This is a genomic window from Streptomyces sp. NPDC052225, from assembly GCF_040679615.1.
Taxonomy (GTDB): Bacteria; Actinomycetota; Actinomycetes; order Streptomycetales; family Streptomycetaceae; genus Streptomyces.
The window spans coordinates 367,793-387,183 of sequence record NZ_JBFAVD010000001.1; the positions used below are offsets into that span (position 1 = coordinate 367,793).

The 19,391-nt window shown below is 68.9% G+C and carries 19 protein-coding genes; 9 read left to right on the top strand and 10 right to left on the bottom strand.

Going from position 1 to position 19,391, the window contains the following annotated elements; all coding sequences use genetic code 11:
* Window positions 1–272: 272 nt before the first annotated feature.
* The 5 genes from AB0L37_RS01855 to dnaA form a co-directional block, all read right to left on the bottom strand.
* Complete coding sequence (locus AB0L37_RS01855) at window positions 273–842, bottom strand: DciA family protein (RefSeq protein ID WP_365498507.1); 570 nt, start codon at window positions 840–842, stop codon at window positions 273–275.
* The gene (gene recF, locus AB0L37_RS01860; protein ID WP_365498510.1) at window positions 839–1,963 is read right to left on the bottom strand and encodes a DNA replication/repair protein RecF; all 1,125 of its coding nucleotides are present in this window, start codon (window positions 1,961–1,963) and stop codon (window positions 839–841) included. Before recF ends, AB0L37_RS01855 begins: the two co-directional genes overlap by 4 nt.
* 115 nt (window positions 1,964–2,078) lie before the next feature.
* Window positions 2,079–2,954: a phosphogluconate dehydrogenase (NAD(+)-dependent, decarboxylating) gene (gene gnd, locus AB0L37_RS01865; protein WP_365498513.1), complete on the bottom strand. Its 876-nt coding sequence runs from the start codon at window positions 2,952–2,954 to the stop codon at window positions 2,079–2,081.
* A gap of 154 nt (window positions 2,955–3,108) precedes the next feature.
* Entirely contained in the window at window positions 3,109–4,239 is a 1,131-nt protein-coding gene (dnaN, locus tag AB0L37_RS01870; protein ID WP_018529725.1) for a DNA polymerase III subunit beta, read from the bottom strand.
* An 880-nt stretch (window positions 4,240–5,119) separates the two neighbouring features.
* Window positions 5,120–7,033: a chromosomal replication initiator protein DnaA gene (gene dnaA / locus AB0L37_RS01875; protein ID WP_365498518.1), complete on the bottom strand. Its 1,914-nt coding sequence runs from the start codon at window positions 7,031–7,033 to the stop codon at window positions 5,120–5,122.
* A 410-nt stretch (window positions 7,034–7,443) separates the two neighbouring features.
* On the opposite strand from dnaA, the gene rpmH reads away from it, so the two are divergent.
* The 9 genes from rpmH to AB0L37_RS01920 all read left to right on the top strand — a co-directional run bounded on the left by rpmH (window position 7,444) and on the right by AB0L37_RS01920 (window position 14,408).
* On the top strand, window positions 7,444–7,581 hold the full coding sequence (gene rpmH / locus AB0L37_RS01880; RefSeq protein ID WP_006381191.1) for a 50S ribosomal protein L34: 138 nt from the start codon (window positions 7,444–7,446) through the stop codon (window positions 7,579–7,581).
* Between the two features lie 20 nt (window positions 7,582–7,601).
* Window positions 7,602–7,973, top strand: coding sequence for a ribonuclease P protein component (rnpA, locus tag AB0L37_RS01885; protein WP_365498521.1), 372 nt, complete (start codon window positions 7,602–7,604; stop codon window positions 7,971–7,973).
* Window positions 7,970–8,320: a membrane protein insertion efficiency factor YidD gene (gene yidD, locus AB0L37_RS01890; RefSeq protein WP_338698389.1), complete on the top strand. Its 351-nt coding sequence runs from the start codon at window positions 7,970–7,972 to the stop codon at window positions 8,318–8,320. Before rnpA ends, yidD begins: the two co-directional genes overlap by 4 nt.
* A 3-nt stretch (window positions 8,321–8,323) precedes the next feature.
* Window positions 8,324–9,649, top strand: coding sequence for a membrane protein insertase YidC (yidC, locus tag AB0L37_RS01895; protein WP_365498525.1), 1,326 nt, complete (start codon window positions 8,324–8,326; stop codon window positions 9,647–9,649).
* A gap of 41 nt (window positions 9,650–9,690) precedes the next feature.
* Window positions 9,691–10,203, top strand: coding sequence for a R3H domain-containing nucleic acid-binding protein (locus AB0L37_RS01900; protein ID WP_365498528.1), 513 nt, complete (start codon window positions 9,691–9,693; stop codon window positions 10,201–10,203).
* Between the two features lie 105 nt (window positions 10,204–10,308).
* Window positions 10,309–11,025: a 16S rRNA (guanine(527)-N(7))-methyltransferase RsmG gene (gene rsmG / locus AB0L37_RS01905; protein ID WP_365498530.1), complete on the top strand. Its 717-nt coding sequence runs from the start codon at window positions 10,309–10,311 to the stop codon at window positions 11,023–11,025.
* Between the two features lie 260 nt (window positions 11,026–11,285).
* The gene (locus tag AB0L37_RS01910; RefSeq protein WP_365499178.1) at window positions 11,286–12,362 is read left to right on the top strand and encodes a ParA family protein; all 1,077 of its coding nucleotides are present in this window, start codon (window positions 11,286–11,288) and stop codon (window positions 12,360–12,362) included.
* Window positions 12,359–13,468 carry a ParB/RepB/Spo0J family partition protein gene (locus tag AB0L37_RS01915; RefSeq protein WP_365498533.1) on the top strand — a complete coding sequence of 370 codons (1,110 nt, stop codon included), beginning with the start codon at window positions 12,359–12,361 and terminating at the stop codon, window positions 13,466–13,468. The genes AB0L37_RS01910 and AB0L37_RS01915 overlap by 4 nt, the downstream gene beginning before the upstream one ends.
* A gap of 322 nt (window positions 13,469–13,790) precedes the next feature.
* Complete coding sequence (locus AB0L37_RS01920; protein ID WP_365498536.1) at window positions 13,791–14,408, top strand: GNAT family N-acetyltransferase; 618 nt, start codon at window positions 13,791–13,793, stop codon at window positions 14,406–14,408.
* A gap of 97 nt (window positions 14,409–14,505) precedes the next feature.
* Here AB0L37_RS01920 and trxA read toward each other — a convergent pair whose 3' ends face one another.
* The 5 genes from trxA to AB0L37_RS01945 form a co-directional block, all read right to left on the bottom strand.
* On the bottom strand, window positions 14,506–14,838 hold the full coding sequence (gene trxA, locus AB0L37_RS01925; RefSeq protein WP_338698377.1) for a thioredoxin: 333 nt from the start codon (window positions 14,836–14,838) through the stop codon (window positions 14,506–14,508).
* A 46-nt stretch (window positions 14,839–14,884) separates the two neighbouring features.
* The gene (gene trxB, locus AB0L37_RS01930) at window positions 14,885–15,862 is read right to left on the bottom strand and encodes a thioredoxin-disulfide reductase (protein WP_365498540.1); all 978 of its coding nucleotides are present in this window, start codon (window positions 15,860–15,862) and stop codon (window positions 14,885–14,887) included.
* A gap of 123 nt (window positions 15,863–15,985) precedes the next feature.
* The gene (locus AB0L37_RS01935) at window positions 15,986–16,870 is read right to left on the bottom strand and encodes a hypothetical protein (RefSeq protein ID WP_365498543.1); all 885 of its coding nucleotides are present in this window, start codon (window positions 16,868–16,870) and stop codon (window positions 15,986–15,988) included.
* Entirely contained in the window at window positions 16,867–17,580 is a 714-nt protein-coding gene (sigM, locus tag AB0L37_RS01940) for an RNA polymerase sigma factor SigM (protein WP_365498546.1), read from the bottom strand. Before sigM ends, AB0L37_RS01935 begins: the two co-directional genes overlap by 4 nt.
* Window positions 17,581–17,624: 44 nt before the next feature.
* Complete coding sequence (locus AB0L37_RS01945; RefSeq protein WP_365498549.1) at window positions 17,625–19,352, bottom strand: protein kinase family protein; 1,728 nt, start codon at window positions 19,350–19,352, stop codon at window positions 17,625–17,627.
* Window positions 19,353–19,391: the final 39 nt, after the last annotated feature.

A 19,391-nucleotide genomic window follows, 5' to 3' on the forward strand; every position in this document is an offset into this window, starting at 1 on the left:
CCAAGCTCCCGGTTGGTGGCCGGAGCGGCTGCGGCGTGTTTTTTCGGTAGGCCCTAGTCAGCGTTGCTCGGTGCGTCCCACAAGTGGGGCGGGATTAGCTTCCAGTCTACCGGTAGCGCCGACAGTGATGGGGGTTTGGCGGTACCTGAGTCCGCATGTGCCGCCCTCAACCGGTCTCGCCCGACTCCCCATATGCGGAGCAGGGCTCCAAGAGGCTCACAGCGGCACTCAGCGCTTCGGGGTGTCAACCCCCCGCTACCGGGGGCGCGCGCTCACCCGTAGGTGTCGTCGCGACCGGTGGTTCCGGGGGCGCGCAAGGGGCCGTAGCGGCGCGGGGGACCCCCGGGTCCCTGCACCTTGATGAGGCGCACGGTGCCGTGACCGAGGTCCTGGTTGAGGCGCGCGACCAGCTGCGGAGCGAGCAGGCGCAGCTGGGTGGCCCAGGCCGTCGAGTCGCACACCACGGTCAGGACGCGCTCGTCCTCGTCGTACTTCTGCGGGACGCAGTGCTTGGCCAGGTCCTCGCCGACGATCTGCGGCCAGCGGCCCATGACGCCGCCGACGGCGGCCGGTGTCTCCCAGCCGCGCTCGGTGATCAGCCGGTTGATCGCGGGGCCGAGCCCCATCGGGTCGCGCCCGTCGGCCCGCGCCCCTGACCGCAGCCCGCCGCCGCGCCGGGCCTGCTTCTTCTGCTGCGCGGAGGCCCCGCGCGCGCGTGCCGCTTCTTTTGCCGCCCTGAGAGCGACGCGCGCGAGATCGACACCTGAATGCTCGGGATGCGCTTGCGGTTCCCGCTCCGGTTCACGGGATTCGCCGGATGCTTCGCCCTGGCCCTTGCTCACAGCCGCTCCACCGTCCCTTCGGAGACCGCGTACCGGGTGCCGGCCAGCACCTCCGGCACGTCGTCGTCGACCGCGGCGGTCACCAGGACCTGCTCGCCGGGCGCCACCAGCTCCGCCAGGCGCTCCCTGCGCCGCGCGTCGAGCTCGGCGAAGACGTCGTCGAGGACGAGCACCGGCTCGTTCCCCTCGGCCCGCAGCAGGTCGTACGAGGCGAGGCGCAGCGCCAGCGCGTACGACCAGGACTCGCCATGGCTCGCGTATCCCTTGGCGGGCAGCCGGCCGAGCTTGAGCAGCAGTTCGTCGCGGTGCGGCCCCACGAGGGTGACGCCCCGCTCGATCTCGCTCTTTCGGGCGCTCTCCAGAGCGGCGAGAACCTGCTCGTAGAGCTCCTCGCGCGCGTGCCCGACGATCTCGGGGGACGACGGCTTGTACTCCAGCGTGACCGGCCCGCCGCCGGGCGCCAGCTGCTCGTACGCCTTGTCGGCCAGCGGCTGCAACGTCGCGATCAGGTCGAGCCGCTGAGCGAGCAGCTCGGCGCCCGCGCGCGCGAGGTGCTGGTCCCACACGTCGAGCGTGGACAGGTCCATGGAGCGCCCGCCGTGCCGCCTCGCGAGGGCGGCGGACTTCAGGAGGGTGTTGCGCTGCTTCAGGACACGGTCGTAGTCGGAGCGCACGCCGGCCATGCGCGGCGAGCGCGCGGTGATCAGCTCGTCGAGGAAACGGCGGCGCTCGCCGGGGTCGCCCTTCACGAGCGCGAGATCCTCGGGAGCGAACAGCACGGTCCGTACGATCCCCAGGACGTCACGCGGTCTGACCTGCGAGGACCTGTTGATCCGGGCCCGATTGGCCTTGCCGGGGTTCAGCTCCAGCTCGATCAGCTGCTGGCGCTCGCCCTGGCGGACCTGGGCGCGGATGACGGCACGCTCGGCGCCCATACGGACCAGGGGGGCGTCCGAGGAGACCCGGTGACTGCCCAGGTTGGCGAGGTAGCCGACAGCCTCGACCAGGTTCGTCTTGCCCTGCCCGTTCGGCCCCACGAACGCGGTGACGCCCGGGTCGAGAGCGACCTCGGCCCGGGCGTACGAGCGGAAGTCGGCCAGCGACAGATGCGTGACGTGCATGGTCGTGGGCCGACCTCCCCCAACGTTCTGAACAGCGGTTTTCTACAGCTGTGGATGACTTCGCCCAGCAGCTGTGCACGAACTCGCCAGCCTGTGGACCACGTCAGCCTGTGGACTACTTCTTCTCGACGGCGTGCCCGCCGAACTGGTTGCGCAGCGCCGCGATCATCTTCATCTGCGGCGAGTCCTCCTGCCGCGAGGCGAAGCGCGCGAAGAGCGACGCGGTGATCGCCGGCAGCGGTACGGCGTTGTCGATGGCGGCCTCCACAGTCCAGCGGCCCTCGCCGGAGTCCTGTGCGTAACCGCGCAGCTTGTCCAGGTGCTCGTCCTCGTCGAGGGCGTTGACCGCCAGGTCGAGCAGCCAGGAACGGATGACCGTGCCCTCCTGCCAGGAGCGGAAGACCTCGCGGACGTCGGTCACCGAGTCCACGGCCTCCAGGAGCTCCCAGCCCTCGGCGTAGGCCTGCATCATCGCGTACTCGATGCCGTTGTGGACCATCTTCGCGAAGTGCCCGGCGCCGACCTTGCCCGCGTGCACGGAGCCGAAGTCGCCCTCCGGCTTCAGGGCGTCGAAGATCGGCTGGACCTTCGCGACGTCCTCGGCGGAGCCGCCGTACATCAGCGCGTAGCCGTTCTCCAGGCCCCACACGCCGCCGGAGACGCCGCAGTCGACGAAGCCGATGCCCTTGGCAGCCAGCTCCTCGGCGTGCTTCTCGTCGTCCGTCCAGCGCGAGTTGCCGCCGTCGACGACGATGTCGCCGGGCTGGAGCAGCTCGGCCAGCTCGTCGACCGTGGCCTGGGTCGCGGCCCCGGCGGGCACCATCACCCACACCACGCGCGGACCCTTGAGCCTGCCCACAAGCTCTTCGAGGCTGTGGACGTCCGCGAGGTCCGGATTGCGGTCGTAGCCGATGACGGTGTGGCCTGCGCGGCGGATGCGCTCGCGCATGTTGCCGCCCATCTTGCCGAGGCCGACGAGACCGAGCTCCATCAGTGGTTCCTTACGTTGCGACGGGGCGTGAGGTGGTGCGTGACGGTACGCAGCCGTGCGTTCGTACCTGCGCCCGAGCCTAAACCCGGACGCTCATGCACACCTGTGGACATAGCCGCTCAGGGGCACCCGAGCGGCCTGCCCTTCAGGAGCCTCAGCCCGACAGCCGCACCGGCATGATCAGGTACTTGTACGCGTCGTCCGCCTCGGCGTCCACGGCCGGCTTGCCGGAGAGCAGCGCGGGCTTGGTGGACGTCGTGAAGGACAGCTGGGCGACCGGGGAGTCGATCGCGGACAGGCCGTCGAGCAGGAAGGTCGGGTTGAAGGCGATCGAGATGTCGTCGCCCTCCAGGTTGGCGTCGACCCTTTCCACAGCCTGTGCGTCGTCGCTGGAACCCGCCTCCAGGATGAGCACGCCCTGCTCGAAGCTCAGCCGCACCGGCGTGTTCCGCTCGGCGACGAGGGCCACGCGCTTGACAGCCTCCACGAAGGGGGCGGTCTCGATGACGGCCACGGAGTTGAACTCCGTCGGGAACAGCGTGCGGTACTTCGGCAGGTCGCCCTCAAGGAGACGCGTGGTCGTACGGCGACCGGCGCCCTCGAAACCGATGAGGCCCTCGCCGGCACCGGAGCCGGACAGCGCCAGGGTGACCGTGTCGCCGCTCGTGAGCGCCTTGGCGGTGTCCAGGAGCGTCTTGGCGGGCACCAGGGCGACCGCGGACGCCTCCGGGTCCTCCGGCTTCCACAGGAACTCGCGTACGGCGAAGCGGTAGCGGTCGGTGGACGCCAGCGTCACCGTGTCGCCCTCGATCTCGATGCGCACACCGGTGAGGACGGGAAGCGTGTCGTCGCGGCCGGCGGCGATGGCCACCTGCTGGGCTGCCGAGGCGAAGACCTCACCCGGGACGGTGCCCGTGGCGGTCGGCATCTGCGGCAGCGCCGGGTACTCCTCCACAGGCAGGGTGTGGAGGGTGAATCGCGAGGAGCCGCAGACCACGGTCGCTCGTACACCGTCTGTGGAGATCTCCACCGGACGGTTGGGGAGGGCGCGGCAGATGTCGGCGAGAAGGCGGCCGGAGACGAGCACCGTGCCCTCTTCGTCGATCTCCGCGTCCACGGAGACGCGTGCCGAGACCTCGTAGTCGAAGCTCGACAGGCTGAGTGCGCCCTCCTCGGCCTTCAGGAGAAGGCCCGCGAGGACGGGCGCAGGCGGTCGTGCCGGGAGGCTGCGCGCCGCCCAGGCCACTGCCTCCGCGAGTACGTCGCGTTCCACCCGGATCTTCACTTAAGCCGCCTCCTGCTGTTGCTGGCTGCTCTCGCCCTGCAATTGGTCTCGGTCTTCGTCGTCAGACGTCGGTGTCGCTCGGCCCACAGCTGGGGAGAACACCGGGGAACAGTCTGACGCACCGCACTGACAGTCGTTGCCCGCCTCGGTCAAGTCGTGCCGAGCCGCGGTCGAGGTGCCGAGAGCGAGTTGTGCACAGCCCCGTCTTCGAAACGGATTCCCAGCTCTCTCTAGTTGGGAGTAGTAGTAGGGGCTGTGGAAACCGTGGATAACTGCCTTTTTGCAGGTCAGGCCCGGTTTTTTGTCCACTGACCCTGTGGGCCGAGGCGGTGGAAAACCGCCCCTCACTGTGGACGGCGAAAAGTTCTGCACACTCGATGCACAGCCTCGGGCCACTTCTCCCCAGCGTCGTCCCCAGCTTTACCCGTGTTCCCCACAGCCCAACCGACCCCCTTGGTGTGACGCCTTTCACTCGCCACGGTGACGGGGCGCGTCGCGTTGCCGAACAGTGGACAGCCGTGTGGAGAAGCTCCCGATCACTGTGCACAACGGCTGTCATCCTGTGGGTCGACGGTGGACAACGGCATGCACAGCCTGTGGACAGATTTTTCTTCCACAGGCTGTGGAGATCTTCTGTCCACGAATCCACAGGCGCCTGACCTGGCCTGATGCTCTGTCACCAGCCCTTGCTGTGGATGCAGTCTGGACAACTTTTCGGTCCCCAGGGTGTGGATCGAAGAAATCCGGCACATCTGTGGAGAACACCCGTAACGCGGCGGGAAATCGAACAGCGCCCCGGTGGCGACCGCCTCCGCACACGAAGAAGGGCGCCCCGGGAACGTCTCCCGGGGCGCCCTTTAGAGCCGTGACCGGCCCTGGGTCAGCCGTTCTTGATGCGGTTCGTGAGCTCGGTGACCTGGTTGTAGATGGAGCGCCGCTCGGCCATCAGAGCGCGGATCTTGCGGTCCGCGTGCATCACGGTCGTGTGGTCGCGGCCGCCGAACTGCGCGCCGATCTTCGGCAGGGACAGATCGGTGAGCTCGCGGCACAGGTACATCGCGATCTGGCGGGCCGTCACCAGGACGCGGCTGCGCGACGATCCGCAGAGGTCCTCGACCGTCAGGCCGAAGTAGTCCGCCGTCGCCGCCATGATGGCCGTCGCCGTGATCTCCGGGGCCGCGTCCTCGCCGCCCGGGATCAGGTCCTTGAGGACGATCTCCGTCAGCCCCAGGTCCACCGGCTGCCGGTTGAGCGACGCGAACGCCGTGACGCGGATCAGCGCGCCCTCCAGCTCGCGGATGTTGCGCGAGATGCGGGACGCGATGAACTCGAGCACCTCCGGCGGGGCGTTGAGCTGCTCCTGCACCGCTTTCTTACGGAGGATCGCGATACGGGTCTCCAGCTCGGGCGGCTGGACGTCCGTGATGAGACCCCACTCGAACCTGTTGCGCAGCCGGTCCTCCAGGGTCACCAGCTGCTTGGGCGGCCGGTCGCTGGAGAGCACGATCTGCTTGTTGGCGTTGTGGAGCGTGTTGAAGGTGTGGAAGAACTCCTCCTGCGTCGACTCCTTGTCCGCGAGGAACTGGATGTCGTCGACAAGAAGGATGTCCATCTCGCGGTAGCGCTTCCTGAAGGAGTCGCCCTTGCCGTCGCGGATGGAGTTGATGAACTCGTTGGTGAACTCCTCGGAGCTCACGTACCGCACGCGCGTGCCGGGATAGAGGCTCCGGGCGTAGTGCCCGATGGCGTGCAGCAGGTGCGTCTTGCCGAGGCCCGACTCCCCATAGATGAAGAGGGGGTTGTAGGCCTTGGCGGGTGCCTCGGCCACGGCGACCGCGGCCGCGTGCGCGAAGCGGTTGGACGCGCCGATGACGAAGGTGTCGAAGAGGTACTTGGGGTTCAGGCGGGCGGTCGGCTCGCCAGGGCCGGTCGCCGGCGCGGGCTGCGCGGCCAGCGGGCCGGGGGCACCGCTCGGCACACCGCGCCCGCCGGGACCCGCGTCCTGAGCGCTGTGCCGTCCGCCGCGCGGGGGCTCCCCGTGGTCGCGTCGCGGCTGGCGATCGCGCTGCTGCTCGTAGCCGCCGCGCTCCTCGTAGCCCGAGCGCTCTTCATAGCCCGTGCGCTCCTCGTAGGAGGGGCGTTCCTGCTTCTGCTGCTCGTAGCGGCCGCGGTCGGGCTGCTCGTAGGGCGACCGTTCCTGCTGCCGGTAGTCGTGCTGCTGCGGCGGCGACGCGTACGGGTCGCGCTCCGGGAAACCGAGCCGGGGCTGCTGCCAGCTGTACTCGTCCTGCTGCGGCCGCGGCCAGGCGCCCGGCTCGGGGCGCTGGTAGTCGGGGTAGGCGGGGCGGGCCGTCGGCAGCGGGTCGGCACGGGGCGCCTGCTGCTGCTCGCCGTAGCCGCCGTCGTACGGGTCACGGTTCTCGTACGTGTCGTGTCCCTGGCCCGAGGGGGCCGCGGGCGGCTCCGCGTCCTCGTAGCGGTGCTGCTGCTGGACCGACGGCGGGGCGGGCTGCTCGCCCACGGAGTCGTCGACCGTGATCGCGATCCGGATGGGGCGGCCGCACTCGCGGCTGAGGGTCTCGCTGACGACCGGGGCGAGCCGGCCCTCGAGTACGCCCTTCGCGAATTCGTTGGGGACCGCCAGAAGGGCGGTGTCGGCGACCAGTGCCAGGGGCTGGCAGCGCCGGATCCAGTGTTCGTCCTTGGTCTCGACGCCCTGCCCGCGCCCTTCCCCGAGGAGTTGTTCCAGAACTCGTGGCCACACTGCGGCAAGATCGGCAGGTACGTCAGCCACAGGGCACGCTCTCTCGCTGGTCCCACGAACGTGTGATTCCTGGGACGGGTTGGGTGTGAGGCCCGAAGCACGGTTCGGGAAGAAAATCGGGTGGGGTGGTGAGAAGGGAACGAATCGGAGTTCAGCCACGGTAGTCAGCGCGACCGCTGCGGTTCAAGTTGTTGTCCCCAGCCTGTGGACAGTGTCCCCCGCACGAAGCCGGTTTGACCGGATGGCGTAGCCGCGCGTACCGTAACCAGGTCGAGTTGTCGATGGCTGCTGCCGCCTGCCTCCGATGGGCAAGGTCATGGTTCGCAAGAATTTTGCGGTCTGTGTAGCGGTGCACTCGGGCGTATTGCGAGCTACTCGTGGGCGCACGGTGACAGCCAGGCGATACCCCGCCACCACCCGATTTCTTCTGGAGCCCCCGAGTGAGCAAGCGCACCTTCCAGCCGAACAACCGTCGTCGCGCCAAGACCCACGGTTTCCGCCTTCGCATGCGGACCCGCGCCGGTCGTGCGATTCTCGCCAACCGTCGTGGCAAGGGTCGCGCCAGCCTGTCCGCCTGATCTCGTAATCAGGTCATGACGTGCTGCCTACCGAGTATCGGCTGAGGCGGCGCGAAGACTTCGCGACCGCGGTACGCCGAGGACGTCGGGCCGGACGCCCGCTCCTCGTCGTCCATCTACGTAGCGGTTCAACGGACCCGCACGCGCCTGGGGAGAGCGTTTCCCCACCGCGTGCGGGTTTCGTCGTGAGCAAGGCCGTGGGTGGAGCCGTCGTACGGAACGCCGTGAAGCGCAGACTTCGACACCTCATGCGCGACCGAGTGGCCTTGTTGCCCCCAGGTAGCCTGGTAGTCGTACGCGCGTTGCCCCCCGCGGGCGACGCCACCCACGCACAGCTGGCCCGAGACCTGGATGCCGCCCTGCAGCGGCTGCTGGGAGGGGGCGCGCGATGAAGTACCCACTGCTTGCCCTGATCAAGATCTACCAGTGGACCATCAGTCCGCTGCTCGGTCCGGTGTGCAAGTACTACCCGTCGTGCTCCCACTACGGCTTCACGGCCATCGACCGGCACGGTGCGATCAAGGGGACAGCCCTGACCGCCTGGCGCATCCTGCGGTGCAATCCGTGGTCGCTCGGCGGTGTCGATCATGTTCCGCCGCGTAAGCGTCCGCGGTGGCACGAAATGCTGCGCAACGCCTGGCGCGAACGCAAGGGCGGGCCTTCCGCCGCCGGCGCGCCTGCCCAAGGCTCCCCGGAGAGCCTGGCCGCCGAGACCCCGTCCCATGCTCAAGGAGCTTGATTAGTGGACACGATTGCCGGTTTTTTTAGTTTCATCACGACGCCAGTTTCTTGGGTCATCGTTCAGTTCCACTCGATGTACGGGAAGATCTTCGGTCCCGACACGGGCTGGGCCTGGGGCCTGTCCATCGTGTCCCTGGTGATCCTGATCCGGATCTGCCTGATCCCGCTCTTCGTGAAGCAGATCAAGTCGACTCGGGCGATGCAGACGCTGCAGCCCGAGATGAAGAAGATCCAGGAGCGCTACAAGAACGACAAGCAGCGCCAGTCCGAAGAGATGATGAAGCTGTACAAGGAGACGGGTACCAACCCGCTCTCCTCGTGCCTTCCCATCCTGGCGCAGTCGCCGTTCTTCTTCGCCCTGTACCACGTGCTCAACGGCATCGCGACGGGCACCACGATCGGCGTCATCGACGAGCCGCTGCTGGCGAGTGCGCGTAAGGCCCACATCTTCGGCGCCCCGCTGGCCGCGAAGTTCACGGACAGCGCCGACAAGGTCGCCTCGCTCGGCGCGACGCTGACCGACGTCCGTGTCGTCACGGCCATCATGATCGTCATGATGTCGGCGTCGCAGTTCTTCACGCAGCGCCAGCTGATGACGAAGAACGTCGACACCACGGTGAAGACCCCGTTCATGCAGCAGCAGAAGATGCTGATGTACGTCTTCCCGGTCATGTTCGCCGTCTTCGGTATCAACTTCCCCGTCGGTGTCCTCGTCTACTGGCTGACCACGAACGTGTGGACCATGGGCCAGCAGATGTACGTGATCCGCAACAACCCGACGCCGGGTTCCAAGGCCCAGGCCGCGTACCTGGAGCGTCTGCTCAAGCACACGACGCACGCCGAGAAGATCCGCCTGCGCCGCGACCGCAACGTCGTCAAGGCGATCGTCGCCAAGGGCCGCGACCGCAACGAGTTCGAGCGCAAGTTCATCAACGGCCTCACCAAGGCCGGCCTGGCCGCTCAGGCCGACGGCGCCGTGGTCAAGAGCACGGCGGCCACCGCGGTCCTGGACGAGGACGGCACGCCGACGACGAGCGGCACCGGCACCCCGAAGCGTCAGCAGCCCAAGCGTCAGTCCAAGTCGCAGCGCCAGTCCGGGACCGCCGCCCAGGGCGCGGCGAAGGACGACTCCGACTCCTCTTCGTCCTCTTCGTCCTCTACGGACAAGCCGTCGCTGGTGAAGAAGGACGAGCCGCAGGACGCCAAGCCGCAGGCCAAGCAGTCCGGTGGCGCCAAGCCCGCCGGTGGCTCGCAGCAGCGCAGCAAGGCCAAGTCCGGGCAGCGCAAGGGCGGTCCGCAGCGGCCCAAGTCCCCGTCCAAGAAGTAAGACCTCGACGTAAGTCCTAGACGTAAGAAGGAGTCCATCCCGTGACGGAAGGCACCACCTCCGCCGCTCCTGACGCCGGCGACACGCTGACCCGCCTCGAGCAGGAGGGCGAGATCGCTGCGGACTACCTCGAGGGTCTGCTGGACATCGCCGACCTCGACGGCGACATCGACATGGACGTCGAGGCCGACCGGGCCGCCGTGTCCATCGTCAGCGACGCCGGCAGCCGCGATCTCCAGAAGCTGGTCGGCCGCGACGGAGAGGTCCTGGAAGCCCTCCAGGAGCTGACCCGTCTGGCCGTGCACCGGGAGACCGGTGACCGCAGCCGCCTGATGCTGGACATCGCCGGGTACCGCGCCAAGAAGCGTGCGGAGCTCACCGAGCAGGGCGCCAAGGCCGCGGCCGAGGTGAAGAGCTCCGGCGAGCCGGTCAGGATGAAGCCGATGACGCCCTTCGAGCGCAAGGTCGTGCACGACGCGGTCAAGGCCGCCGGCCTGCGCAGCGAGTCCGAGGGCGAGGAGCCGCAGCGCTTCGTCGTCGTGCTTCCTGCCTGAGCGGTACGTCGCTTCCCGGCCCCGTCTGTTCGCAGGCGGGGCCGATCTTTGTCAGCCTGTTAGTCAGCCACCCATGCGGTAGTGCGGTACGGAAGGACGGTCCCCGTGACGGAGGCAGCAGAACTCCCCCCGGCTCCGGAGCAGGCCCGGAAGGTGTTCGGCGAGCGCTATGAGGACGCCGTCCGGTACGCCGAGCTCCTCGCTGACGCGGGAGTGCAGCGGGGCCTGATCGGGCCTCGCGAGGTACCGCGCCTGTGGGAGCGGCACATCCTGAACTGTGCCGTGCTCTCTGAGGTGGTCCCGGAAGGCGTCACCGTGTGCGACGTCGGCTCCGGCGCCGGACTGCCGGGCATCCCGCTGGCCCTGGTCCGCCCGGACCTCAAGATCACTCTTCTTGAACCCCTCCTGCGGCGTACGACGTTTCTCACCGAGGTCGTCGAGCTGCTGGGCCTCGATCACGTGACGGTGGTGCGTGGGCGTGCGGAGGAAGTCCTCGGCAAGCTGCCTCCGGTGCACGTCGTCACGGCTCGTGCGGTGGCCCCGTTGGACCGGCTTGCCGCCTGGGGCGTTCCGCTCCTGCGGCCGTACGGCGAGATGCTGGCCCTCAAGGGCGACACGGCGGAGGAAGAGGTCAAGAGCGCGGGTGCCGCGCTGAGCAAGCTGGGCGCGGTCGAGAGCTCGGTGCTGCACGTCGGCGAGGGCATCGTCGATCCGCTGTCCACCGTCGTGCGCGTGGAGGTCGGGGAGAGCCCCGGCGGTGTGCGCTTCGCCGCCAAGCGCGCCAAGGCGGCGCGCACCGGCCGTACCCGACGCAGGCGTTGAGTCTCTGCGTCGCATGTGATGAGTGCCGCTGATCCGTCCTGACGACCAGCGGTACTCCACGGGGGCGCACCAGGCTGCGGTGCATCGTGTTTCACGTGAAACGTCGCTCACTGCTGCATGGCATCATCAGTCGCGGCCGCGCAGCGGCCGCTCCCCGCGACCGTAGACCCCTCGGATCCCTCCATCAGGACACGGAGTTGTCCACAGAAGGGGATTCATCCACAGAAGACCGGGCCTCGCTGGTTCTCGACCCCGAAGGCATGGGAGGCTCTGTTCATTGCGAGCCTGAAGTCGAGGAGAGTGAATCCTTGCGGTCCAACGCCAACATCGCGGGACCGATGACCGATCCGGTCCCCGGTCCCCGTACCGAGTCGGCGGGGGAGGATGTTTCACGTGAAACACCGACCCCGATGGACGACACCCCCATCGGTCGTGCTGCCCAACTGGCAGTAGAAGCTCTCGGACGTGCCGGCGAAGGCCTGCCGCGTCCTGAGCAGACCCGCGTCATGGTGGTGGCCAACCAGAAGGGCGGGGTCGGCAAGACCACGACGACGGTCAACCTCGCCGCGTCGCTCGCGCTGCACGGCGCCCGCGTGCTGGTGATCGACCTGGATCCACAGGGCAACGCCTCCACGGCTCTGGGCATCGACCACCACGCCGAAGTGCCGTCCATCTACGACGTGTTGGTGGAGAGCAAGCCTCTCTCCGACGTGGTCCAGCCCGTGCCGGACGTCGAAGGTCTCTTCTGCGCCCCGGCCACCATCGATCTCGCCGGTGCGGAGATCGAGCTGGTCTCCCTGGTGGCGCGTGAGAGCCGGCTCCAGCGAGCCATCCAGGCGTACGAGCAGCCGCTGGACTACATCCTCATCGACTGCCCGCCGTCGCTCGGCCTGCTGACGGTCAACGCGCTCGTCGCCGGCGCCGAAGTGCTCATCCCGATCCAGTGCGAGTACTACGCGCTGGAAGGCCTGGGGCAGCTCCTGCGGAACGTGGATCTGGTGCGCGGGCACCTCAACCCCGATCTGCACGTCTCGACGATCCTTCTCACGATGTACGACGGGCGAACCCGGCTGGCATCGCAGGTTGCCGACGAGGTCCGTAACCACTTCGGCAAAGAGGTCCTGCGGACGAGCATCCCGCGCTCGGTCCGTATCTCGGAGGCGCCGAGCTACGGGCAGACGGTGTTGACCTACGATCCGGGTTCGAGTGGTGCGCTCTCCTACCTCGAAGCAGCACGGGAGATGGCGCTGCGCGGCGTAGGGATCCACTACGACGCCCAGCACGCCCACGCGGGCACTCAACTTGACCAGCAGAGCATGCCGGAGGGTATTCAGTGAGCGAGCGACGGAGGGGACTGGGCCGTGGCCTCGGCGCGCTGATCCCGGCGGCACCCACCCCTGAGAAGAGCGTGTCGTCGAGCCCGGCGGGGGCATCGACGTCCCCCAGCGCCGTACCGGTGCTGACGGCGGAGCGCGGCGTGGCGGCGGCGAAGGTGGCATCGCTTTCGCAGAGCGATGTTTCACGGGAAACCGAGACGCCGGCCCGCGACACGCGTGACGAGATGGCGGACTTCGAGCGGTCGGCGGGGGCGTACTTCGCCGAACTGCCGCTCGACTCCATCACGCCCAACCCGCGTCAGCCGCGTGAGGTGTTCGACGAGGACGCCCTCGCCGAGCTGGTGACGTCCATCAAGGAGGTCGGTCTCCTTCAGCCCGTCGTGGTGCGGGAGATCGAGCCGGACCGCTACGAGCTCATCATGGGTGAGCGCCGCTGGAGGGCCAGCCGTGAGGCGGAACTCGAGCGGATCCCCGCGATCGTGCGGGCCACGGACGACGAGAAGCTCCTTCTCGACGCCCTCCTGGAGAACCTGCACCGGGCGCAGCTGAACCCGATCGAAGAGGCCAACGCCTACGAGCAGTTGCTCAAGGACTTCAAGTGCACGCATGACCAGCTGGCGGATCGTATCGGCCGGTCGCGTCCGCAGGTGTCCAACACCCTGCGTCTCTTGAAGCTCTCGCCCGCGGTGCAGCGCCGTGTCGCGGCGGGGGTGCTCTCCGCGGGTCATGCCCGTGCGCTGCTCTCCGTGGAGGACTCCGAGGAGCAGGATCGTCTCGCGCTGCGCATCGTGGCCGAAGGGCTGTCGGTGCGGGCCGTGGAGGAGATCGTGACCCTCATGGGCTCGCGGTCGACCAGCACCACGCGCGCCAAGGGGCCGAGGGCCGGAGCGCGTGTCTCGCCGGCGTTCAACGAGCTGGCGACGCGGCTCTCGGATCGCTTCGAGACGCGGGTGAAGGTCGAGCTCGGGCAGAAGAAGGGCAAGATCACCGTCGAGTTCGCCTCGCCGGACGACCTCAAGCGGATCCTCAGCACGCTGGCTCCGGGAGAGAAGCTCGCGTTGCAGGAGAGCCTCCAGGAGAACGCGTCGGAGGATCAGGACAGCTGACCCTGTCCGCCTCATCAGGCGGGGAAGCCCGGCAGAAGGAGCGGGCCGTGTCCGGTGTGTACCGGAACACGGCCCGCTCTTTGCTTTCCTACGGTATCGACGCAATCGCATCCTGGTTACGATGCGAGCGGGAAGAGCGCATCCACCCGGCAGCACCTCATAGGGGAGGCGGGGTCATGCCATCGGTGAGTCGCACCGGACTGATGACCGCAGGTCTCGGACTGGGAGCGGTCGGCGGATTCGTCGGCAGCCTGCTCAGGGAACGGAGCGCGCTGACAGCTGCCCGCGTCGCCGCGGGTGAAGGAAGCGAGGAACTGCCTTCATGGGGCGTCGGCTCGTACCGCTCACGCTGGACAACCTTTCGGACCTTCCCCAGCGTTGTCGGTCGTGCGTCTTCTGGGAACTGGACCCGGTCAGTGGCCAGGCTGCGGTAAAGGCCGGCACCCCGGAGCTGGAGAAGGAAGCCTGGATCTCGGCCGTCCTGCTGGAGTGGGGTTCCTGCGGACGCGTGGTCTACGTGGACGACGTCCCGGTCGGCTTCGTGCTCTACGCGCCGCCCGCCTACGTCCCCCGCTCCACGGCGTTCCCCACCAGCCCCGTGTCCCCCGACGCCGTCCAGCTGATGACCGCCTGGATCATGCCGGGCTATCAGGGGCAGGGCCTCGGGCGCGTCATCGTGCAGACCGTGGCGAAGGATCTGCTGCGCCGGGGCTTCAAGGCGATCGAGGCGTTCGGCGATGCCCAGTGGAAAGAACCCGCGTGCCTGCTCCCCGCCGACCATCTGCTGGCGGTGGGCTTCAAGACCGTCCGGCCTCACCCGGCCTATCCCCGGCTGCGCCTTGAGCTGCGTACGACGCTGTCCTGGAAGGAAGATGTCGAGATGGCGCTGGACCGGTTGCTGGGAGCCGTCCAGAAGGAGCCTGCGCTGCGGCCGCTGTGAAGGGCCGGAGAACGCCGAACGGGCCAGCCCGGAAGGGCTGGCCCGTTCGTGTTTCACGTGAAACACCGTCTGTTTCACGTGAAACGGCGTTGCCGAGTCACTCGGCGATGAAGTCCTCGAGGTCACGCACGATGGCGGCCTTCGGCTTGGCGCCGACGATCGTCTTGGCGACTTCGCCACCCTGGTAGACGTTCAGGGTCGGGATCGACATGACGCCGTACTTGGCGGCCGTGCCCGGGTTCTCGTCGATGTTGAGCTTGACGACCTCGATCTTGTCGCCGTACTCGGCAGCGATGGCCTCGAGCGACGGCGCGATCTGGCGGCACGGACCGCACCAAGCGGCCCAGAAGTCGACCAGGACGGGCTTGTCGCTCTTGAGGACGTCCGTCTCGAAGGAGTCGTCCGTCACGTTCTTCAGGTTGCCGGCCACAGCGGGCTCCTCATTTTCTTGGGGGTTGCGGGAGAGGAAGTTCGGATCAGACGGTGGCGGTCTGAGTCTTCTCGGGCTCAGCGGCCTCACCGTCGGCGAGCGCGGCGAGGAACCGCTCGGCGTCCAGGGCGGCGGAGCAGCCGGTGCCGGCCGCCGTGATCGCCTGGCGGTACGTGTGGTCCACGACGTCACCGGCGCCGAAGACACCGGTCAGGTTCGTGCGCGTCGACGGAGCCTCGACCTTCAGGTAGCCCTCGTCGTCCAGCTCGAGCTGGCCCTTGAAGAGCTCCGTGCGCGGGTCGTGGCCGATCGCGATGAACAGACCCGTCACGGGCAGCTCGGAGGTCTCGCCCGTCTTGAGGTTGCGCAGCGTCAGGCCGGCGAGCTTGGGGTCGCCCTTGATCTCGGCGACCTCGCTGTCCCAGACGAACTTGATCTTCGGGTCGGCGAACGCGCGCTCCTGCATGGCCTTCGAGGCGCGCAGGGTGTCGCGGCGGTGCACGATCGTCACGGACTTGGCGAAGCGCGAGAGGAAGGTCGCCTCCTCCATCGCGGTGTCGCCGCCGCCGATCACGGCGATGTCCTGGTCCTTGAAGAAGAAGCCGTCGCAGGTCGCGCACCAGGAGACGCCACGGCCGGAGAGCGCGTCCTCGTTCGGCAGGCCGAGCTTGCGGTGCTGGGAGCCGGTGGTGACGATGACGGCCTTCGCGCGGTGCACGGTGCCCGCGGTGTCCGTCACGGTCTTGATCTCACCGGTCAGGTCGACGGCCACGACGTCGTCGGGGACCAGCTCGGCGCCGAAGCGCTCGGCCTGGCCGCGCATGTTGTCCATGAGCTCGGGGCCCATGATGCCGTCCTGGAAGCCCGGGAAGTTCTCCACCTCGGTGGTGTTCATGAGCGCGCCACCGGCGGTGACGGCGCCCTCGAACACCAGCGGCTTCAGCGACGCGCGCGCGGTGTAGAGCGCCGCCGTGTAGCCGGCGGGCCCGGAGCCGATGATGATCACGTTACGGACGTCGCTCACGGCTTGATTCCTCGTCTCTGCGGGACTGCTGCGTACTGCCGGGGAGAACCTCTTCTCGGGACTCTCACCCCACCCAACGGATCCTACGGGGCATGCATTCCCGACGTGTCCGAGCGCTCCGTCTCAGCCGCGCGGGTAGTCGTGGGTGTAGAGCAGCTTGCCCTGTGAGGAGCCCGTGGTCACGCAGGAAGCGTCCACGACGAAGGCGGTCACGCGAGTCGGTTCGCTCCTGTGGGGCAGTACGACGAGATAGGCGTCCTTCCCGTCGTACGTGCCCCGCTCAGAGGCGATCGGATCCTCGTTGCGACGGGTGCCGAGCTGGACGCAGGCAGGGACCGGGGGAGCGCCCTTCTTGAGCTTCGGCGACGACTGCGGTGACTTGGGGCCGCCGGTGCTCTCGGTGCCGATCGAGGGGACGCCGAGCAGATCCGACACCTTGGTCTTCACCGGCGCCCCGGCAAAGGTATGAACCGTGCCGCTCGCCGGGCTGTTGACGGTGGGGGTGTCGCCGCCGTTCTGGAGGAGCAGGCCACCCACACCGAGGGCGGCCACCGTGAGGACGGAGCCGATCGCGATTCCCGTACGGCGTCGTGCGGAGCGAGCCCTGCGGCCCGGGCCGGTCGCGGCGTGCGGGTGTCCCGTCGGCCGGTCCACGGCGCGTGGTGTCGCCGTGGCGGCACGGTCGGCCGATGTTTCACGTGAAACAGGCTCGGCCGTTTCACGCACGGCTTCCACCGGCGCCTCAGGGGCGAGCGTGTCCAGAAGTGCCTCCGCGGCCAGTGCCGCGTCGATGCGACCGGCGACGTCCTCGGGCATGCGCGGAGGGCCGGGCAGCGTGCCGAGCAGGCCGCGGATCTCCTCCAGCGAGGCGTAGACATCGGCGCAGAGCGGGCAGCCGTCGAGGTGGCGGCGGAGGCTCGCGGTGCGGGACGGCGGCAGCAGGCCCTCGGCGAGATCGGAGATCTCGGTGACCTCCGGGTGCTCTGCCGTGTCGGTCGTGGATGTCACGCTCGCCCACCTCCGCCCTTCACCGCAGCCGAATCACTTGGTCCTGCCTCGTTCCGAGGCCCCGCTGCGGGTGGGACGGATGTCCCCTGCGTCCGGTTCCTTCCGGGGAGCGGGTTCTCGCCACTTCCCTCGTCCGTGCCCCCGGCGCGCAGATGCGTCACGAGGGGCAGCAGCCGGGCTCTTCCCCGGGCGCAGCGGCTCTTGACCGTCCCGGTGGGCACGTCGAGGACCCGGGCGGCCTCGGCCACCGGGTACCCCTGCATGTCGACGAGGACGAGAGCTGCCCGCTGGTCGGCGGGCAGGGATCCAAGAGCCGCCAGCAGCTCTCGGTGGAGGTCGTTGCGCTCGGCGGGCGCCGCGGCGGACTCATGGGGTTCGAGCAGCTGGTCGAGGCGCTCTGCGTCGTCCACGGGGGCGGTCTTCCGCGAAGCCATCTTGCGTGCCCGGTCCAGGCACGCGTTCACGGTGATGCGGTGCAGCCACGTCGTCACGGCGGACTGGCCGCGGAAGGTGTGCGCGGCCCGGTAGGCGGAGACCAGGGCGTCCTGCACCGCGTCGGCGGCCTCTTCCCGGTCCCCCAGCGTGCGCAGGGCGACGGCCCACAGGCGGTCCCGGTGGCGCCGCACGATCTCGCCGAAGGCGTCCTTGTCCCCCGCGACATGGCGGGCGAGGAGGTCCTGATCGCTCGCTTCGCCGTAGGCGTCGTCCACTGTCGAACCCCCTCCCCCTGGGCGAGCCCCGCTGTCCCGGTGCGTCAGCCGGTGAACTTCACGTTCGTGATGCCCTGCTTGTAGCCGGCCTGGCTGTACCCATCCTGGCCCGCCTTGGGCAGTGCGGTCAGCCAAACGAGTACGTAGCGCGTCTTGACCGGCTTGCCGGCCTCGACGCTCGCCGACTTGCTCGCGGTGGTGGTCTTGGGCCCGATCCGCTTCAGACCGTCGACCGAGGACGGGCTGAGCGAATCGGAGGCGTACAGCGAGACCGTCGTGTGGTCGCCGTCGTAGCGAAGCCCTATCGACGCGGCTGAGACCTCTTGCTCCGAGCCCAGGTCGTAGACGATGCCGACCCCGGGCTTTATGACCATCTCGGGGCCGTCCACGAACGACTTGGTCCGCCAGTACGAGGCACCGTCGTCGTCGTACGTCTTCGCGACGTCGCCCGGCGCCTGGGCGTCGCCCTTGGCCACGTACTCCTTGGCGTCCTCGATGGTGAGCGGCTTCGCCGGCTTCTTGTCGTCCTTGTCCGCGCCGCCGTCGGTGGTGTGCGTGGTCTCGGAGCTGCCGGAGTTGCCACGGTCCATGAGGGCGTCCGCGAGCTGCCAGCTGCCGAGGCCGAGCGCCGCGATCAGCAGAGCGGAGACGGCCCACTTGAGGGCCTTCCCGGTACGGCTCTGCAACGGGGCCGGGGGCGCCAGCACGGGCTGGGTGACGCCGGGCGCGGCCGGGCGGCCGTACGTCCCCTGCTGGTACGTGGTCCGCTGGTACTCCGGAGGCGCGGTGAACGCGGGCTCCGGCGGGCGGATCTTGGGCATCTCGCCGATCGCCTTCACCAGCTCCTCGGGCGTGGTGCAAGGGGGCTCCTGGCGGGACGCCGTCGCTCCGTCGTTGGCGAGCGCGCGCATGGCGAGCTCGGCGAGGCCGCGGTGGACACCCGCCCGCACCTGGTCGGGGGCGATGAGGCCCACGTCCTTGGGCAGCCCGGACAGGCCGTACGCGTCGTTCTCGTACGGCCAGCGCTGGGTCAGTGAGGCGTACAGGAGCGCGCCGATCGCCTCGGCGTCGGTGCGCTGCGGGGTGTCGGAGGTGATGCCGCGCAGGGCCGCGTTCACGGCGAGGCCGCGGATGCGCCACTGGCCCGTGGAGGTGCGCAGCACGGCGCTGGGCGTGAGCCGCAGATGGGACAGGCCCTCGCGGTGCGCGGCCGCCATGGCGTAGGAGACCTGGCTGACCATCTGGTAGGCGTCGTGCGCCTCGAGAGGGCCGGCGGCGAGCAGGGCGGTCAGCTCGGTGGCGTCGGGCAGCCACTCGTGGACGACGTAGACGAGATCGTTCTCCTCGACCGCGTCCAGGACCTGGACGAACCGGGGGTCGCCGAGCAGCGCCGACGAGCGGGCCGCGGCGAGTACGGAGCGGGCCCGGGGGTGGTCGGCGGGCAGCAGGTGCACGCCGACGGCGCGGCGGAGCTTCTCGTCCACCGCACGCCAGCTGCTGAAACCGTCCAGACGGGTGACGCACTCTTCCAGCCGGTAGCGTCTGGCGAGCTTGTGGCCGCTGTGCAGCTCGGGCGGCGAGGACGTGCCGGGGCTCACATGAGTCCCTGTCTCCGCGGTGTCCGCGGGCTCCTCACGCGCCGGTGTGTCCAGCTCTTCGGTCTTGGCCACCCCGTCGGCCGTGGTCTGCTCCGCCTTGTCCGCGCTGGCGGTCAGCGGTTCATCACCGCTGTTGTCGGCCACGTCGACGGCAGCCGTGCTCCGTTCCGCCACCGTCGCTCCTGCCTCCCCATCCGTTGCAATCACTCCGAC

What these genes read in the sequence shown, in the direction of transcription:
- recF (WP_365498510.1), bottom strand. Translation starts at nt 1,963, where the DNA reads ATGCACGTCACGCATCTGTCGCTGGCCGACTTCCGCTCGTACGCCCGG.
- gnd (WP_365498513.1), bottom strand. Translation starts at nt 2,954, where the DNA reads ATGGAGCTCGGTCTCGTCGGCCTCGGCAAGATGGGCGGCAACATGCGC.
- yidD (WP_338698389.1), top strand. Translation starts at nt 7,970, where the DNA reads ATGAAGTACCCACTGCTTGCCCTGATCAAGATCTACCAGTGGACCATC.
- AB0L37_RS01910 (WP_365499178.1), top strand. Translation starts at nt 11,286, where the DNA reads ATGGGAGGCTCTGTTCATTGCGAGCCTGAAGTCGAGGAGAGTGAATCC.
- AB0L37_RS01920 (WP_365498536.1), top strand. Translation starts at nt 13,791, where the DNA reads ATGGGGCGTCGGCTCGTACCGCTCACGCTGGACAACCTTTCGGACCTT.